The 16832-nt window shown below is 68.1% G+C and carries 13 protein-coding genes and 1 pseudogene; 11 read left to right on the forward strand and 3 right to left on the reverse strand.

What is annotated here, in order from left to right:
- The first annotated feature begins 32 nt into the window (after positions 1 to 32).
- The 3 genes from ACFWJB_RS09655 (at position 33) to ACFWJB_RS09665 (ending at position 8441) form a co-directional block, all read left to right on the forward strand.
- Positions 33 to 2981 (forward strand): helicase-related protein, encoded by a 2949-nt coding sequence (locus ACFWJB_RS09655; protein ID WP_386921367.1) that lies wholly within the window; start codon positions 33 to 35, stop codon positions 2979 to 2981.
- Entirely contained in the window at positions 2981 to 7048 is a 4068-nt protein-coding gene (locus ACFWJB_RS09660; RefSeq protein ID WP_386921369.1) for an Eco57I restriction-modification methylase domain-containing protein, read from the forward strand. The genes ACFWJB_RS09655 and ACFWJB_RS09660 overlap by 1 nt, the downstream gene beginning before the upstream one ends.
- A gap of 142 nt (positions 7049 to 7190) precedes the next feature.
- The gene (locus ACFWJB_RS09665) at positions 7191 to 8441 is read left to right on the forward strand and encodes a hypothetical protein (RefSeq protein ID WP_386921371.1); all 1251 of its coding nucleotides are present in this window, start codon (positions 7191 to 7193) and stop codon (positions 8439 to 8441) included.
- A gap of 64 nt (positions 8442 to 8505) precedes the next feature.
- Here the strand turns inward: ACFWJB_RS09665 and ACFWJB_RS09670 are convergent, their stop codons facing one another.
- The gene (locus ACFWJB_RS09670; protein ID WP_386921373.1) at positions 8506 to 8694 is read right to left on the reverse strand and encodes a DUF397 domain-containing protein; all 189 of its coding nucleotides are present in this window, start codon (positions 8692 to 8694) and stop codon (positions 8506 to 8508) included.
- Complete coding sequence (locus ACFWJB_RS09675) at positions 8691 to 9551, reverse strand: helix-turn-helix domain-containing protein (protein ID WP_386921375.1); 861 nt, start codon at positions 9549 to 9551, stop codon at positions 8691 to 8693. Before ACFWJB_RS09675 ends, ACFWJB_RS09670 begins: the two co-directional genes overlap by 4 nt.
- Before the next feature lie 240 nt (positions 9552 to 9791).
- Here ACFWJB_RS09675 and ACFWJB_RS09680 point away from each other — a divergent pair, with 240 nt between their 5' ends.
- The 8 genes and pseudogenes from ACFWJB_RS09680 to ACFWJB_RS09715 all read left to right on the forward strand — a co-directional run bounded on the left by ACFWJB_RS09680 (position 9792) and on the right by ACFWJB_RS09715 (position 16292).
- Positions 9792 to 9998, forward strand: a complete 207-nt coding sequence (locus ACFWJB_RS09680) for a hypothetical protein (RefSeq protein ID WP_386921377.1) — start codon at positions 9792 to 9794, stop codon at positions 9996 to 9998.
- Positions 9999 to 10739: 741 nt separating this feature from the next.
- Complete coding sequence (locus ACFWJB_RS09685) at positions 10740 to 11027, forward strand: hypothetical protein (protein ID WP_386921379.1); 288 nt, start codon at positions 10740 to 10742, stop codon at positions 11025 to 11027.
- A 78-nt stretch (positions 11028 to 11105) separates the two neighbouring features.
- Positions 11106 to 11348 carry an FxLYD domain-containing protein gene (locus ACFWJB_RS09690; protein WP_386921381.1) on the forward strand — a complete coding sequence of 81 codons (243 nt, stop codon included), beginning with the start codon at positions 11106 to 11108 and terminating at the stop codon, positions 11346 to 11348.
- 168 nt (positions 11349 to 11516) lie between these two features.
- Positions 11517 to 12590 carry a PASTA domain-containing protein gene (locus ACFWJB_RS09695; protein ID WP_386921383.1) on the forward strand — a complete coding sequence of 358 codons (1074 nt, stop codon included), beginning with the start codon at positions 11517 to 11519 and terminating at the stop codon, positions 12588 to 12590.
- Positions 12591 to 12778: 188 nt separating this feature from the next.
- Positions 12779 to 12973 (forward strand): annotated as a pseudogene (locus ACFWJB_RS09700) (competence protein CoiA family protein); the annotation flags it as partial.
- A gap of 120 nt (positions 12974 to 13093) precedes the next feature.
- The gene (locus tag ACFWJB_RS09705; protein WP_386921481.1) at positions 13094 to 14917 is read left to right on the forward strand and encodes a hypothetical protein; all 1824 of its coding nucleotides are present in this window, start codon (positions 13094 to 13096) and stop codon (positions 14915 to 14917) included.
- A gap of 235 nt (positions 14918 to 15152) precedes the next feature.
- The gene (locus tag ACFWJB_RS09710) at positions 15153 to 15587 is read left to right on the forward strand and encodes an ATP-binding protein (protein WP_386921385.1); all 435 of its coding nucleotides are present in this window, start codon (positions 15153 to 15155) and stop codon (positions 15585 to 15587) included.
- A gap of 39 nt (positions 15588 to 15626) precedes the next feature.
- A complete protein-coding gene (locus ACFWJB_RS09715; protein WP_386921387.1) occupies positions 15627 to 16292 on the forward strand; it encodes a hypothetical protein in 666 nt (221 codons plus the stop codon).
- Here ACFWJB_RS09715 and ACFWJB_RS09720 read toward each other — a convergent pair.
- Positions 16238 to 16828 (reverse strand): hypothetical protein, encoded by a 591-nt coding sequence (locus ACFWJB_RS09720; RefSeq protein ID WP_386921389.1) that lies wholly within the window; start codon positions 16826 to 16828, stop codon positions 16238 to 16240. The genes ACFWJB_RS09715 and ACFWJB_RS09720 overlap by 55 nt on opposite strands.
- Positions 16829 to 16832: the final 4 nt, after the last annotated feature.

Raw genomic sequence — 16832 nt, forward strand, 5'->3', positions numbered from 1 at the left:
CACCGCTCCTTTCCGAGGATCTGACGACTGACATGGCACTCACGTACTCCGCAGGCTCCCTGGTCACCGCACGCGGCCGGGAATGGGTTGTACTCCCCGAGAGCGAGCCCGACCTGCTGGTGCTGCGCCCGCTGGGCGGCTCGGACGACGACATCGCGGCGGTGTTCCCGGCCTTCGAGACGGTGAAGGGCGCCGAGTTCGCGCCCCCGGAGCCCGGCGACCTCGGCGACCAGCGGGCGGCCGGCCTGCTGCGTACGGCGCTGCGCGTCGGCTTCCGCTCGGGCGCGGGCCCGTTCCGCTCTCTGGCCGGGATCGCGGTGGAGCCGCGCGCGTACCAGCTCGTACCGCTGCTGATGGCGTTGCGGCAGAAGACGGTGCGCATGCTGATCTCCGACGACGTCGGCATCGGCAAGACGGTGGAAGCGGGCCTGATCGCAAGCGAGTTGCTGGCGCAGGGCGAGGCGACGGGCCTGGCGGTGCTGTGCTCGCCCGCGCTTGCGGAGCAGTGGCAGCAGGAGCTGCGGTCGAAGTTCGGCATCGACGCGGAGCTGGTGCTGTCGTCGACGGTCTCGCGCCTGGAGCGGGGCCTGGACCTGGGGCAGTCGCTGTTCGACAAGTACCCGCACGTGATCGTCTCGACGGACTTCATCAAGTCCACCCGCCACCGTGACGACTTCGTACGGCACTGCCCCGACCTGGTCATCGTCGACGAGGCGCACACCTGCGTGACCTCCGACGACTCGAAGGTGAGCACGCAGAACCAGCTCCGTTACGAGCTGCTGCGCCGCGTCGCGGAGGACGCCGAGCGGCACCTGCTGCTGGTGACGGCGACCCCGCACAGCGGCAAGGAGTCCGCGTTCCGCAACCTGCTGGGCCTGGTCAGGCCGGATCTGGCGCACGTGGACCTGGATTCGGAGAAGGGCCGCAAGCTGCTCGCCCAGCACTTCGTGGCCCGCAAGCGGGCGGACGTACGGCAGTACCTGACGAAGGAGGACGGTCTGGCGGACGACTCGCTCGCCGAGCGCACGGCGTTCCCGTCCGACCGCTACTTCAAGGACGAGACGTACAAGCTGTCCCCCGAGTACCGGGCACTGCTGGACGACGCGATCGCGTACGCGAGTGAGCGCGTGGAGGAGGCGGACGGCCAGGGCCGGCGCGAGGCCCGTATCGCCTGGTGGTCGGCGATCGCGCTGCTGCGCTCCATGGTGTCGTCACCGAGGGCGGCGGCACAGACCCTGCGCACCCGGTCCGCGGCGGCGGTGGCCGCGTCGGCGGAGGAGGCGGACCGGCTCGGCGCCCCGCTGACCAGCGACTCGGCGGACAGTGACGCGCTGGAGGGCATGGACGTGGCCCCGGGCGCGGAGACGGAGGAGAACGCGGGCTCGCGCCTCGCCGAACTCGCTGAGCGGGCGCAGGCGTTGGAGGGCTCGGCGCAGGACCTGAAGCTGAAGGCGCTCATCAAACACCTCAAGGCCCTGCTGGCCGACGGCTACAACCCGATCGTCTTCTGCCGCTACATCCCGACCGCCGAGTACCTGGCCGAGCAGCTCGGCAACGACCCGGAGACGAAGAAGCGCGGCCCGCTCGGCGCGAAGACGGTCGTGAAGGCGGTCACCGGCACGCTCTCCCCGCAGCAGCGCATCGACCGCATCGAGGAGCTGGCGGCGGAGGCCGGTGAGGACGCCGCCGCGCGCCGCGTCCTGATCGCCACCGACTGCCTCTCGGAGGGCGTGAACCTCCAGCACCACTTCGACGCCGTACTGCACTACGACCTGGCGTGGAACCCCACCCGCCACGACCAGCGCGAGGGCCGCGTCGACCGCTACGGGCAGAAGCGCGACGAGGTCCGCGTCATCACCCTGTACGGCGACGACAACGGCATCGACGGCAAGGTCCTGGAGGTGCTGATCAAGAAGCACCGCCAGATCAAGAAGGACCTCGGCATCTCGGTGTCGGTGCCGGATGAGATGTCGACGGGCGTGACGGACGCGATCGTGGAGTGGCTGCTGCTGCGCGGCCGGCAGGGCGAGCAGGAGGCGCTGTTCGAGTCGGACTCCTTCCAGCAGAGCTTCGCGGACCTGGAGCAGGACTGGAACTCGGCGGCCGACCGGGAGAAGGCGTCCCGGTCGCGGTTCGCCCAGCGCTCCATCCACCCGGAGGAGGTGGCCCGCGAGGTCGCCGCCGTTCGGGAGGCGCTGGGCGGCGCGGGCGAGATCGACACGTTCGTACGGGAGTCGCTGAGCGCGCTGGGCGCGGTGCTGCGCGACTCCGGCGACTCCGTCGCGGACTTCACGGCGCAGGTCGGCGGCACGCCGGTGGGCCTGCGGGACGCGCTGGCGCCGGTGGTGGGGGCGGAGACGGTCGAACGGGACCGTCCGATCCCGTTCCGGTCGAGTCCGGCGGTGGCGCGGGGCGAGGCGGCGCTGGTCCGCACGGACCCGGTGGTGGGCGCGCTGGCGTCGCACGTGCTGAACGCGGCCCTGGACACGCAGGCGGACGGCGCGCGTCCGGCCCGCCGGTGTGGCGTGGTGACGACGGACGCGGTGTCGACGCGCACGACGCTGCTGCTGGTCCGCTACCGCTTCCACCTGACGCTGCCGTCCCGGAACGGCGAGAAGCAGGTGGTGGCGGAGGATGCCCGCCTGCTGGCCTTCGAGGGCGCCCCGAGGAACGCGGTGTGGCTGCCGCAGGAGCGGGCGGTGGAACTGCTGGAGGCGCGGGCGACGGAGAACACGGCCGCGGCGTCCGGCGAACGCACGATGACCCGCATCCTGGGTCAACTGGGCGATGTAACGCCGTACCTGGAGTCATACGGGGACGAGCTGGCCGCCGAGCTGGACGCCTCCCACCGCCGGGTGCGGGCCGCCTCCGGCGAGATCGTCCGGGGCCTGTCCGTCACCGCCCAGAAGCCCGCCGACATCCTCGGCACGTACGTCTACCTGCCCGCGACCGCCTCTGTTCCCGCTGGAGTGTCCGCCTGATGTCCGCCACCACCCGCAACCAGGTGTTCACCGCCGTCCACACCGTCGGCGGCCTGCTGCCGGCCGACATGCTGGTCCGCATCTCCGAGGGCAAGGACGTCCCCGGCTCCAAGCCCGCCGACTACGGACTGCCGTCGTCGCGTTCGGTCCGCGACGAGGCCGAGCGCAGCTGGGAGTACCTGAAGCCGCTCTGGCGCGACCTGCGCAAGCACCTGCCCGAGGACACGGAGACGGGCGTCCCGGCCTCCGACCCGACCGGCCGCGCCGACACCGACTGGCTGGCACCGCTCTGGCGGGAGCTGGGCTTCGGCCGGCTGACGCCGGTCGGCCCGACGGGCATCGCGGCCGACTCGGACGCGGAGAAGAAGTTCCCGGTCTCCCACCGCTGGGGCCACGCCCTGATCCACCAGACGGCCTGGAACGCCGAGCTGGACAAGCGCCCGGCCGGCGCGGGCACGGTCCCGCCCCAGTCGATGCTCCAGGAGTGCCTGAACCGGACGGAGACCCACCTATGGGGCGTCCTGACGAACGGGCGCCAGGTGCGGCTGCTCCGCGACTCCAGCGCGCTGGCCACGGCGTCGTACGTCGAGTTCGACCTGGAGGCGATCTTCGACGGCGAGCTGTTCAGCGAGTTCGTGCTGCTGTACCGGCTGCTGCACGTGTCGCGGGTCGAGGTGGCGGAGGGGGCGGCACCGTCCACATGCTGGTTGGAGAAGTGGCGGACGGAGGCGATCGCGAGCGGTACGCGGGCGCTGGACCAGCTGCGGAAGGGTGTGCAGGAGGCCATCACGGCGCTGGGCACGGGCTTCCTGCGGCACCCGGAAAACAGCTCCCTGCGCGAAGACGTCTACCCGAAGCCCTTGCAGAAGGCTCTGCTGCGCTTGGTGTACCGGCTTCTGTTCGTCTTCGTGGCGGAGGACCGGGACGCGCTGCTGTCGCCGGGTGCCGACGGGATCGCGCGCGAGCGGTACGAGACGTACTTCTCGTCGGCCCGCCTGCGCGCCCACGCCCGGAAGCGGCGCGGGACGGCCCACGGGGACCTGTACGAGGCCCTCCGCATCGTCCTGACGGCCCTCGGTGACGAGAAGGGCCGCCCCGAGCTGGGCCTCCCTGGCCTCGGCGGCCTGTTCAACGACACGGACACGGATGTCCCGCTGCGTGGCCTGAAGCTCTCCAACGAGGCGCTGCTGACGGCCGTACGGCACCTGTCCCAGGTCCGGGACGGCAGCTCGGGCCGTTGGCGGGCGGTGGACTACCGGCACCTCGACGCCGAGGAGCTGGGCTCAGTGTACGAGTCCCTGCTGGAACTGGAGCCGAAGTACAGCGCGGCCGAGCGGACGTTCACCTTGATCGAGGTGGCGGGCAACACCCGGAAAACAACAGGGAGTTACTACACGCCGTCGTCGCTCATCGAGTGCTTGCTGAACTCCAGCCTGGACCCGGTGATAGAGGACGCCATGAAGCGCGGCGAGGAAGCAGCCGCGCAGTCGGGTGCGGCCGACCCGTCGGACGCGATCGTGAACGAGCTGCTTTCGTTGACGGTCTGCGACCCTGCGTGCGGTTCCGGGCACTTCCTCGTGGCGGCGGCCCGCCGGATCGCCAAGCGGGTCGCGGCGGTACGGGAGCGCAACCCCGAGCCGACGTTGAGCGCGGTCCGCCATGCACTGCACGAGGTCGTGGCCCGCTGCATCTACGGCGTGGACCTCAACCCGATGGCCGTGGACCTGGCGAAGGTGTCCCTGTGGCTGGAGGCCTTGGAGCCCGGCAAGCCCCTAAGCTTCTTGGACGCCCACGTGAAGCAGGGCAATGGCTTGATCGGCGCCACGCCCAAGCTCCTCCAGGGCGGCATCCCCGACGAAGCGTTCATCGCGACGGAGGGCGACGACAAGAAGCATGCGAAGGCCCTGGAGAAGATCAACCAGCAGGAACGGGTCGGCCAGGGCAGCCTGTTCGACCTGGGCAGTGAGTCGGTCAAGGTCGCCAACACGGCGTTCGCCAAGCGCCTGCGGTCCATCACGCTCGTCGAGGCCGAGGAGCTGACCGACGTACGTCGGCAGGAGGATGCGTACGGGGAGTGGACGACGTCCTCCGACTACCAGCGCGCTCAGCTCGTCGCAGACGCCTGGTGCGCGGCGTTCGTATGGCTGAAGACGCCGGAAGCACCGCGACCCGTGACGCACGCCCTGTTCAAGGCCCTGGAGGACCCGAACGTTCAGAACGTGCCGGCGGAGACCGAGGTCGAGATCGGGCGGCTGCGAGAGCAGTTCTCTTTCTTCCACTGGCACTTGGAGTTCCCCGAGGTGTTCTCCGTGCCCGAGGATGGGCGGGACGTGTCAGCGGCGACCGGGTGGGCCGGGGGCTTCGACTGCGTAGTGGGGAATCCGCCGTGGGACAGTGTGGACTTCCGCGAGCAGGAGTTCTTTGCGCAGCGGGCCCCTGAGATCGCGGAGGCGTCCCGCACGGCGGTGCGCAAGAGGATGATCGACGCGCTCAAGGACTCCCCGGACACACTTCCGCTGTACAAGGAGTTCGAGGCGGGCAAGCGGAAGGTGTACGCGGAGAGCCACTTCCTGCGACGGTCGGGGCGGGTCCCGTTGACGGGGCAGGGCAACCTCAACACCTACGCGGTGTTCACGGAGACGGACCGGATACTGCTCGGGCCGAAGGGCCGGGCCGGGGTGATCGTACCGACAGGCATCGCCACGGATGCGAGGACGCAGCACTTCTCCGGGGACCTGGTGCGGAGTGGATCGATGGCGGCGCTGTTCGACTTCGAGAATCGCGCCGGCCTGTTCCCCGCCGTGGATTCCCGGATGAAGTTCAGCATCCTATCCATGGTCGGCCGGTCCCTGCGCGAATCGGAAGCCAGATTCGCATTCTTCCTCCACTCCGCAACTGAACTGGACGACGTGAACAAAACGTTCACGCTGACGCCGGACGAGATTGCCTTGCTCAACCCGAACACGGGGACACTTCCGGTGTTCAGGTCTAGGCGGGATGCGGAGATCACGCTGGACATGTACCGGCGCCTGCCTGTGCTCTGGAAGGAGAGTGCACCGCGCAGCAATCCCTGGAATGTTTCCTTCCTACGCATGTACGACATGGGTCACGACTCAGCTCTTATGCACCCTCGTGAAGACTTGGAATCCTCTGGCTGGACGCTGGATGGCAGCGTTTTCACAAAGGGTGCCAATCGCATGCTCCCTCTCTATGAGGCGAAAATGCTTCACCACTTCGACCCTCGGTGGGCCACGTATGGTACCTACAGTGAGACCAGGGCTCTGTCCACCGGGGAGAAGGATGACAGTCACGCTCTAATTCAACCGCGGTACTGGGTTGCGGAAGCCGAAACCGTCACTAACAAAAATAACAAAGAAGTTACAGTTCCCGGCGTTCACGCCCGTCTCACCGAGAACGGATGGGATAAGCAATTCCTGCTTGGATGGCGCGACATCTGCCGCGCCACCGATGAGCGCAGCATGATCGCCTCCCTCATGCCGAAAGCAGGCGTTGCGGATACTTTCCTTCTGGCCTTCCCTCAACGTCCAGAACTTCTCTGCTCCGCTTGGTCCTCTTTCGCCTTCGACTACGCAGCACGCCAGAACTTGAGTGGTACCCACCTGAAGTTCTTCACGGTGAGGCAGCTCCCAGTTCCTACCCCCACGCAGCTTTCCCCCCACTCGGCATTCATCGCTCCCCGCATACTTGAACTCACCTATACCAGCACCGATATGGTTGGCTTCGCGAAGTACCTCGGTGACACGGGCACCCCATTCCACTGGGATGAACCCCGTCGCAGGCGTATCCGTGCAGAGCTTGACGCTTTCTTCTTCCACATCTATGGCGTATCTGTCGAGAATGTCGACTACATCCTCGACACCTTCCCCATCGTCCGCCGCAAGGACGAGGCCAAGTACGGCACATACCGCACCAAGGAACTGATTCTCGCCGAGTACGACCGCATGGCCGCCGCCGGCCTCACCCTGGAGAACCCTCTCGTCGACGGCGAGAACTACACCTCCACCCTCACCCCACCCCCGGGCCACGGCCCCCGACACCCCGCCTGACCGAGCTCGTATCACGGGGTGCCGATGTCGCATTTCGACGAAGACACCCGCAAGGCCCAGACGGCGGTCATCGGTCGGCCCGGTGACCGCCGCGCGCACCCCGACTACTTCCCACTGCGATAAGCCACTCCAGGAGCAGGCGATGGACAACGAGATCCAGCTGATCAGTGACGGCGACGGACTGGCGGTCATCGGGAACGCGACAGACGTCGAACGCTTCCTCGCCTCGGAAGGGCTGCCGTCGAAGGACCTCGGAGCGCAACGGCTCAAGTCTCTCTTCGGCACCGGGGCTACAGTCGTGCAGGCGGGTTCGGACATCGCCGCCAACTCCGGTCGCTGGGTGAAGCTGACCAAGGAGTCCGCGGAGCGCGTCCAGAAGTTCGGGCTGATGCAAAGCAAGACGCCGGGCATCAGCCACGCGATGATAGGGAAACCCGGCTCGATCAAGAATTGGCTCCAGATCGAGAAGGGGGCCGGCTCGTTCCTGACCAACCCCGCACGCCTGGCTGGTGCCGCAGGCCTCATGGCACAGCTCTCGATGCAGCAGACCATGGACGAGATCACCAACTACCTCGCCACGATCGACGAGAAGGTCGACGACGTACTCCGTGCCCAGAAGGACGCCGTGTTGTCCCGCATGATCGGAATGGACCTCGTGATCGAGGAGACCATGGCCATCCGAGAGCAGGTGGGCCGGGTCTCCGAGGTCACATGGTCGAAGGTGCAGACCGCGCCAACGACGATCGCGGATGTCCAGGTGTACGCACTGCGTCAACTCGACGCCCTCGCCGAAAAGTTGGAGAACAAGTCCAAGATCGGTGATCTCGTCACGACGGTCAGGGAAGTCGAGCCCAAGGTTCGGGAGTGGCTCGCTGTTCTTGCTCGCTGCTTCCAACTACAGGACGCGATCGCGGTGCTCGAACTCGACAGAGTGCTGGACGCGAATCCGGATCAGCTGGACCAGCATCGCCTCGGGCTTCGGGTCGCCCGACAGAAGCGGCTGGATCTCATCTCCCGGAGCACCGAGCGTCTGGTAGCCCGGATGAACTCGGCTGCCGACGCGGCCAATGCGAAGGTGTTGCTGTACCCGGCCAAGTCCCCGGCTGTGGTCCAGGCGAGCAAGCACGTGGTGACCGGCGTCCATGACTTCCACGCGCGGCTCGGGATCGAGTCCGGTCGCCAGTCGTCGGAGGCGAGACGATGGGTGGAGGCGGCGGCGGAAGTGAGGGACAGGGCGCTTGAGACAGGAGCGAAGGGCGTCAGTGTCGCCAGAAGCCTCGGTAACGAGACCCTTAACCAAGCCGGCTCGGTCAAGGGCAAGCTCTCCAACGAGATCGCCGAGCGAGCGCGCCGCCTGCGCATGGACGAAAAACAACGCGACGAGGAAGGCTGAGTGAGCGTCGACGGCCCACGCCGTGGGGCGAGCCATCAACCGCCCGCCCCACGACCGGCCTCAGTCAGTCCCGCCCCGCCGCGAAACCCACGAAGTGCGCCCAGCCATCACGCCCCACGGCGAACGGCCGTCGGGCCACATCCTTGGAGTCCCGTACATGGACAGTCTGCTCGGTAATCGCGACCTCGATGCAGCTGTCACCTTGCGCACTGCTGTAGCTGGACTTGTACCAGTCGAGTTCAGGCGTGCTCATAGCGCTCCTCGCATCCGCTCCAGCAGGCCCCTGGAGTCCTTCGGGGTGAGGGCCTGCGAGCGCAGTCTCGCATAGCGCATGTGGAGCTTGCTGACCTGTTTCGGGTCAGCGATCAGACGGCCGTTCTCCTGCCCCTCCGCATAGGCGCGCCAGCTGGCATCCGGGGTTTCCAACAGTTGGATCGGCCCGGCCATGCAAGCGTGATACTCACTGTCCACCGGCATGACCTGAAGCGTGACGTTCCTGGGCGCGACGAGATCCAGCACGTAGTCGATCAGCTCACGCGTCACCTCGATACCACCGAGACGTCGCATGAACACGGACTCTTCCACGATGAAGTCGAACGTCGTGTTGGGCCGCTCCTTCAGCAGGCGTTGGCGCTCCAAGCGCGCCTGCACTGTCGCCTCCAAGTCATCGTCGGCCATGGGCGGGATGTCATTCTCACAAAGAGCCCGCATGTAGCCCTCCGACTGCAACAGCCCGGGAACCAGCCGACACTCGTACGTGCACAGGCTCACCGCCACCTGCTCCAGCCTCGCCCACCGTCGGAACCAAGCCGCCAGCCCCGCCTCCCCCCGCGTCAGAAACCGCGCCGAGTGCCGGAGCGCCCCCGTGTTGCCCAGTGCCTCCTCCGCCCGCTCCACGAAGGACGCGTCCGGCATCCGCCGACCCAACTCCACCGACTCCACAGTGTGCTTGGAGTACCGGACCAGCTCCCCGAACTGCACCCTGCTCAGCCCCGCATGCTCCCGCAGCGCCTGCACGACGGCCCCGAACGTCCGCAGGCTGTCCGACGGATCCGGCTCCCGCTCGCACTCCCCGCCCGGCACCGCCGGCTCCACATGGTCGGTCGTCATCCGAGGCCCACCTCCAGGTTCGCGCACACCGGGTCCCTCTGATGACAAACGCCGGGAGCAGCCGGGAGGACACTCGTACAACCCGCCCATCGTCCCGTACGGTGACGCACCGTACGGAGGCACTCCGCATAGAGCTGCCGTCGGCGTTCATGGAAGACCGTCGCCTGGCGACCGGCGTGTCGCGGGTGATCCTGGTCCGGAGCACGCCGACATCTTGTCGCCGTCTACCGCCACCGCGACGTGCCGCGGAACGCGCCGGTCCTGGTCCGCTTCCACGGCGGCGGCTGCACCCGTGGACCGAAGAACCGCGAGGCACGCCCCCTTCCGTACCGGCTCGCCGGCCAGGGCTGGATGTGCGTCAACGCCAACTACCGGCTGCGAGGCCGGACCAGATTCCGCGGCCGCACCCAGCGCCGCCAGGCACCTTCAGGGGCCGCGGGCCGGTGAGCACCGGCTCCTGCGGCGAACTGCGTGGGCCGTCGCCCGAGGCTCGGCGGCCATCAGGTGGGACGCTCTCCGCGGACTTTTCGGCTTGTGACTACTCGAGGGAGGTGAGGTCAATGATCGCGGTAGAGATCGCTGCTGTCGGCAGTGCCCGGACCATCCTCACGTCCCGGGTCCCGGCCTGAATCCGTTTCCCTCCATCCTGTTGTGAGCGTGGGTGCTCGCGCGGTGGTCGTATGACGTCATGGCGGGGCCCCTCAGCCAAAGGTCTCTCACGTTGTCATCCTTCTCGCGTCAAGTCCCCGTTCGCGGTGGGTGACTGGTGGAGACCGCCAGTGCCGCCGCCGGGCCCCCTGCTGACCCTGCTGATCGCTTCCCTCGTCCAACCGCGCCCGACACAGCCGCACACCGGGCTCCGGTGAGTCGAGCCACGTTCAGGCGCGTGCGGGCCGCATCCCCGCGCTCACCGGCATCCAGCGTGACCGGCACGGAGCCAGGCCGTCCCCCGAACGTTGTCCACGCACTGATGCCACGCACGTGATCACGACCGCACCCTGGAGCGCGTTGACAACGCTAACGCGGATTACCCATACTCCCTACGCGCACATCGTCGTCCCGACGTCGACGCCTGAGCCGGGTCACCCCTGCTGCGGTGAACGCATCGGATCCGCTCCCGAGTTGAGCCCGCGCCCACGCGCCGCTCACGGAGTGGGCTCGCACCATCAGACGAGGAGTCACCACCGCATGTCCGACAGCACGTCCGAGAGACCGGAAGCAGTGCCCGCTCCCCCGCTGCCCGCCGGGTCGCCCACCGCTCCCCCGACGCCGGTCCCGCCGACTCCCGGCGCGCGACGGCCGGGTAACCGCGCCCGCGTCATCGCCGCCGCGGTCTCCTCCGTACTCCTCATAGGCGGCGGCGTCGCGTACTGGGCGCTGTCCGGTGACGGGGACCCCATGGACCATGTCGAGGTCTCGGGCGGCAAGCTCGTCGTCGACGACAGCGCCTCGTACGACGACAGCGACGACGAGTAGTGCGACGACACGGACATCTACTCGTTCAACGACTGCGCCGCGGACGACGACACCGAGCCGGAATCGACCTACGAGTTCGTGTACAAGATCACGAACAGGAGCGACGAACCCGCCAACTACTCCGTCCTCGTCAACGCCTTCGACAAGGACGGCGACTACGTCGGCCAGACCTACATCGGCGCGGAACACCTGGCCGCCGGCAAGACCGACGCCGACAAGAGCGAGTTCACTTCGTACGGCTCGTTCAAGGACAAGCACGAGCTCTCCGACATCGCGTCCGTGAAGGTCGCCTACGTCGAACGCATGGCGCTGGCCAACTGACAGCCGCTGTGCCTCCGAACGCGTCCACACCTCGGCCTTCGGAGAGTCCGTCAACCACTCGCGTAACGACAGCACGACCAGGGCTGTTGGACGTCTTGCCCCCGACACGAGTCCGGGCCCGACCCGGTCCACACCGAACGCCTAACACCGGAGAACGAGAGAACACCCGTGAACCCGTACAACACCGTTCCATCCCCGCCCCGGCCCTGGTGGCGTACCACTCCCGCCCTGCTCGGCCTCCTGGCCCTCGTGGCCCTGCTCAGCGCGGTGAGCCTCGGGCTCGGCTTCCTCGTGATGATCGCCGCCATGGTGGCCGTGTGGGTCCTGCCCGCATGGCGCTGGTACGCCAGACTCGGCGCCACGTTCGGTGCCTTCTTTCTGATGCTGATCAGCGCGGGCATGAGCGGGCAGCTCGACGACAGCAAACCGGACAAGTCCGAAGTCAGTGCACAGGACACGGACGGCAAGGGTGTCAAGGCCACTCCGTCCGCCACCACCGCGCAGGCCCCCGGGCTCACCGACTACACGGGCAAGGCCCTCGACGCGGCGGAGAAGGGCGCGCGTGCGGCCGGCTTCGCACCCGAGCGTCATGACGCGTCCCCGGAGGACCGCACGATCGTCGTGCGGTCGGCGTGGACGGTGTGTTTCCAACGGGCCGACACCACCGCGAAGTCCGTCGCCTTCGCCGCCGTGAAGGACGGCGAGCCCTGCCCCGCGAAGGACGGCGGGCCGCTCCCGTGGCCAACGATGCCGGATGTCGTCGGCGACACCTACGAGACGGCGGTCGAGGCACTGCACCGGGCCGGCATCGACCTTGACAGCGTCGCGCTCGACGACGTCTACCTCGACATCGACGCCCCCACGGCCGAAGAGGCCGCCGAGGAAGGCGACGAGTGGCACGTGTGCTTCCAACGCCCCGACGAGAACGGCGAAGTCACCTCCACCACCACGGTCCACCTCGACCTGGGTCAGTGGACCGACCTCGATCTCGTCCAGGAGTGCCCGTCGAAGAAGGACTCGACCTACAAGATCCCTGCCAACGACCCCGGTTACGACGACGGCAGCGACAGCGACACCACCGGCGGCGACTCCTCGTCTTCCGACGGCGGCGGCAGCAACGTCGGCACCGTGCACCCCGGTTCTTACTGCTCCCCGGCCGGTGCCGCCGGCGTGACCAAGGCCGGAACCCCCATGGTCTGCGGCCCCGGCTCCGACGGCCGCAACCGTTGGCGCTCCTCCTGACCTGTTCCGCCTCACCCGCCGCGCATCTCGCGGAGAATGAAGCCCGCACAGTCCGCTGACCGCTGCCCGGAGACCCGATGCCTTCGTACGAGGACGACACACGCAAGGTCCAGACAGCGGTCACCGGACGGCCGGGGTCGGATCAGCCGGTGTTCCTGCCGTTCGACCACGACGACTTCGACGGGTTCATGCGGGGACGGAGCCGTGACGACTTCTACTGCGGCCTCCTGCTGGGCGGCTGCGGCAAGAAGCTGACGGCAAAGCGCTACCTCCACAAGAAGTGCCACTTCGCGCACCGGCCACCCGTTCACTGCCGCCGTACCCGGACCGGCGAGGACAGCGCCGACCACCTCTACATCGGTCAGGCACTCCAGCACTGGCTCCACCGACAGGGGCACCAGAAAGTCAACGTGTCGTATCCGGACCTCGGCTCGGGACCGGGTGGAGCAGTGGAGGTCCGCTACGGATCCGGTGCACGGCTCGTCCGGGTGCAGATGGACCGTATGTCCCTCAACGAATGGGAGGCGATACGCACCCAGCTCGCCGACGGGAACGTGCGCGTTCACTGGGCCTACGGGCCGAACAGCGGGCTTGCACACAACGCGGTGCAGGCCGAGGGACGCGCCCTCCGCTTCGCCTGCCGTACCGAGGGCGGGAGGCGCAAGGTCTACGTCGGTACCCAGCACCCCGACCACACGGTCGAACTGACCACACTGGACGAGTGTCACCTGACGGACGACGGGATCGTCACACCCCACGTGACACGTGAACCGCCCACGGACATCACAGCGGATGCGGGCCCGGACACGACGGCCCGGCTCGCCTTCCCCCTCGTCCCCGGTCGGCTCGCCTTCACCGCGGCGACTCCCGCCGAGAAGCAGGACATCACAGGACGTCGTCTCTACCACGCGGACGTCCAGCCGTCGGGGTCGGCGATGACCCGTATGCGGATCGCGCTGCCCCTCCACGCCGTTCCCCCTTCCCCGTACCGGCTCAACGTCATCGAGAGCGCCGCGCAGCTCATCCCCCTGACCGCCTCCGACGCCGCCGAACCGAGCTGGCTCATCGAAGCCGTCGGCTTCACACCGATTCCCGCTCGGAGCGATCCTCGCTGGCCGGACCTGCGGCCCACTCCGGAACCTCCCACGCCTTCCGTCTCCGTGACGGACACCCACGTGCGAGCCAGGCTGGTCGAACGCTTCCGCAAGGAACTGGAAGCAGTCGCGCTGTCCCACGGCCTCACCGACTGGGAGACGCTCGTCGGCACAACGGACGTCGCGCCGAGTGACATCACCCCGGCGGACCGCGTCCGTCTGCTCATCGAGGTGGATCGCCCTCGCGCCGACGGCAAACCGGTCCTCTCCTCCCTGGTCGTACTCACCGGTGATGCATCCGGGCCGCCACCCTTCTTCACCGAGGTGCTGGCCGGCCTGGGCTGGAAGGCCGGTCTCTCCACGGCCAGGGTCGCCGACATCTGGGCTCGCGAGCAGCGGACGGCGTACACGACTGCTCAGCCCGACACACTGCCCGTCGGGACGGCATCGTCGACGACCGCAGGACGACCGAGCGATGAGGAGTTGGTCGCCTGCCTCAAGAAGCACCTTGAAGGGGTCGCCCGCCAACGAGGGCTGATCAGGTGGGTGACACTGCTCAGGAAGGCCGACGTTCCGGCATCGGCGGTATCGGCCGGTGATCGAGTACGGCTCCTCGCCGCCGTGGACAGACCCTACGGTCCCGGCCGTCCCGTCCTGTCCTGCCTGGTCAAACAGAGAGGCGCGCCCGGCCCAACCCGTGAGTTCGAACGCGTCCTGACCGCGATCGGCTGGAGACCCACTGCCGCGGTGCCCACGGCGGAGGCTGCATGGCGGGTCGAGCGCGATCGCGCATACGCCCACTTCAGAGCGCGTCCGACAGGGGCAACGCCCAAGCCGGCAGCCGCTTCGAGTTACGACGGTGTGTGGCTCAAACTGGGCACCACCCGGGCCTCTGCGGCCCATGCCCTACGCCACGCGCTCATCGCAGCGGCACGTCGCCAGGTCTGTGTCAGCTGGGAATCGCTCGCGCGGGAGGCTCACCTCCCGTCAGGGCGCGTGCCAGAGAGGGAGCGTGTCGCGGTACTGGTCGCCGTGGACCGCCCCTCGGGATCACACGGTGTGATGCTGTCCTCGCTCCTGATCTCCGCCAATCGCACTCCCGTCCCCTACTTCGCCGACATTCTGCGCGGCCTGGGTCGCCCGCACGACTTGCGGCCCATCGAACTGGGTCGGCTGCGGAAGGTGGAACAGGCACGCGCTTTCGCCGCCTACCAGGAGCAAGACGGCGGCTGACACGACGGGGAGGTTCTGCGTGCCCAGGTGTGCAGATCGGCACAGTCCGCGAGTTCATCGACGGGTTCGGCTCCAACGGCAGGTCCGCCGCACCCGTCACCCGTTGCTGCCGACCTCCCGCTCCCCGGGAAGAGACACCCACTCGCGTACCACTCCCAGTGATCGTCCGTACGTTGACTCGCCGTACGAGCCGCCCTTGTGGCGCGCACTCCTGACGGGCCGCCACGCTGGCTCCATGAACGTGAGCACGCCCCACATCCCCACCTCCGCCAGGACGTTCGCGCAGCAGCTGTCGTCCACACGTCGCGGCGCGCGGCTCGCCCGTCTGCTGGCGCTGGCACAGTTTCGCTCCTGGGAAGTGTCACCGTCCGTGGCCGAGCGCGCGGAGCACATCGTGGCCGAACTGGCAGCCAACGCCGCACTGCACGGCCGGGTCCAGGGCCGGGACTTCCGCCTGGCTCTGGAACTCGACACGGCCACCGGCACGCTCAGGATCGCGGTGAGCGACGCGCACGGTGACCGGCAGCCGTCGCCCGTCGCCGTATCGGGGCAGGAGGAGGCGGAGTCGGGCCGCGGTCTGCTCCTCGTGGACGCGCTCGCCGATCGCTGGGGGACGGAGCCGTATCCGCCGAGCGGCAAGACCGTCTGGGCGGAGGTTTCGCACCAGTGAGCCGTCGACAGAAGGCGTACCCACCCTCATCATGGGGCCGTGGCCATCGATGACGACGTCGCCATGCTCGCGAAGCACGTGCGGTCCACCCTGGGCGAGGGTCCCTTTCTCCGTGCTGGCGGCTGGCACCACATGGGCGCGGTGATCTGCGACGCCGTCCTCCAGCAGGCCAGGCACTACAAGCGCTGGGTACGACCGCGCGTCGAGGAACTGCAGGCGGCCTGGCCGGACGCGCGCACGGTGACTGGTTTTCGTGCGCATGCGACGGAAGGCCGGCTGGGCGCAGTACTGCGAACGACCAACCGGAGGAAGCTCGCCGCCATCGTCGCGATCACCGACCTTCTCGCAGCGAGCGGAGTGGATACACGTGACGAACTCAGGGCATGGCTGACGGAGGACACCAGCCGCTCCGCACTCCTCGCCGTGCACGGAGTCGGCCCCAAGACGGTCGACTATCTGAGCTCCCTGGTCGGCGGAGCCCACGTGGCGGTGGACGTGCATCTGCGCTCCTTCGCCCGGCAGGCGGGTGTCGGAGCGACGACCTACCACGAGCTTCGCCGGATCTACGAAGAGACCGCCGACCGACTCGGGCAGGATCGCGGAGGACTGGAGCATGCGGTGTGGAACCACATGTCCGTCAACTTCGTTACTCACAAGCCGGCGCCCTCGCCGAAGAACACCAAGGGCGGCCTCGACACTCCTTGAGCCTTCCGCAGCAGAGGATGTCGAGCCGCCACCTCCGGCCGCACCCCCAGCGCCTCGGGCCAGTCTGCGACCTCGACCGGCCTTCCCAGCATCACGCCGTCCCAGTCCGTCTCCTCTGTGATTCCGCGCCGATCGAGGACCACTCCCCATGTGCCGTTCCGGCCGGCGTCGATGACGCGCGAGATTGCCTGCACCGCCACCTCCTGTTCGGTAGGCCACATCCCGTCGAGGCCGAACTCGACGACCAGCCCTCCATCGGACAGGCGACGGAACCTGGTGAACAGGTCCGTCTGCTCGTTCAGCCAGAGCTGGAAGTTCACCTCTGCCCTGTCCGTCAGAGTGAGGAGACCGATCAGTTCTGCCCGCTCGACGGGGAGTTGTTCCCCCCACAGGTCCGGCCCGTTGGTGAGGGTGGTGACGACCTGGGACACGGGATGGGCGAGGTGCGCTCCGTGCGTCTCGAGGACGTGGAGGACGCGCTCGACACCACCCCGGTCCTGCGGGCCGGTGTACCAGTAGTAGAAGCCGTCACTCATCCCA

Origin of the sequence: Streptomyces sp. NPDC127100 (assembly GCF_042724095.1) — a bacterium.
Lineage (GTDB): Bacteria > Actinomycetota > Actinomycetes > Streptomycetales > Streptomycetaceae > Streptomyces.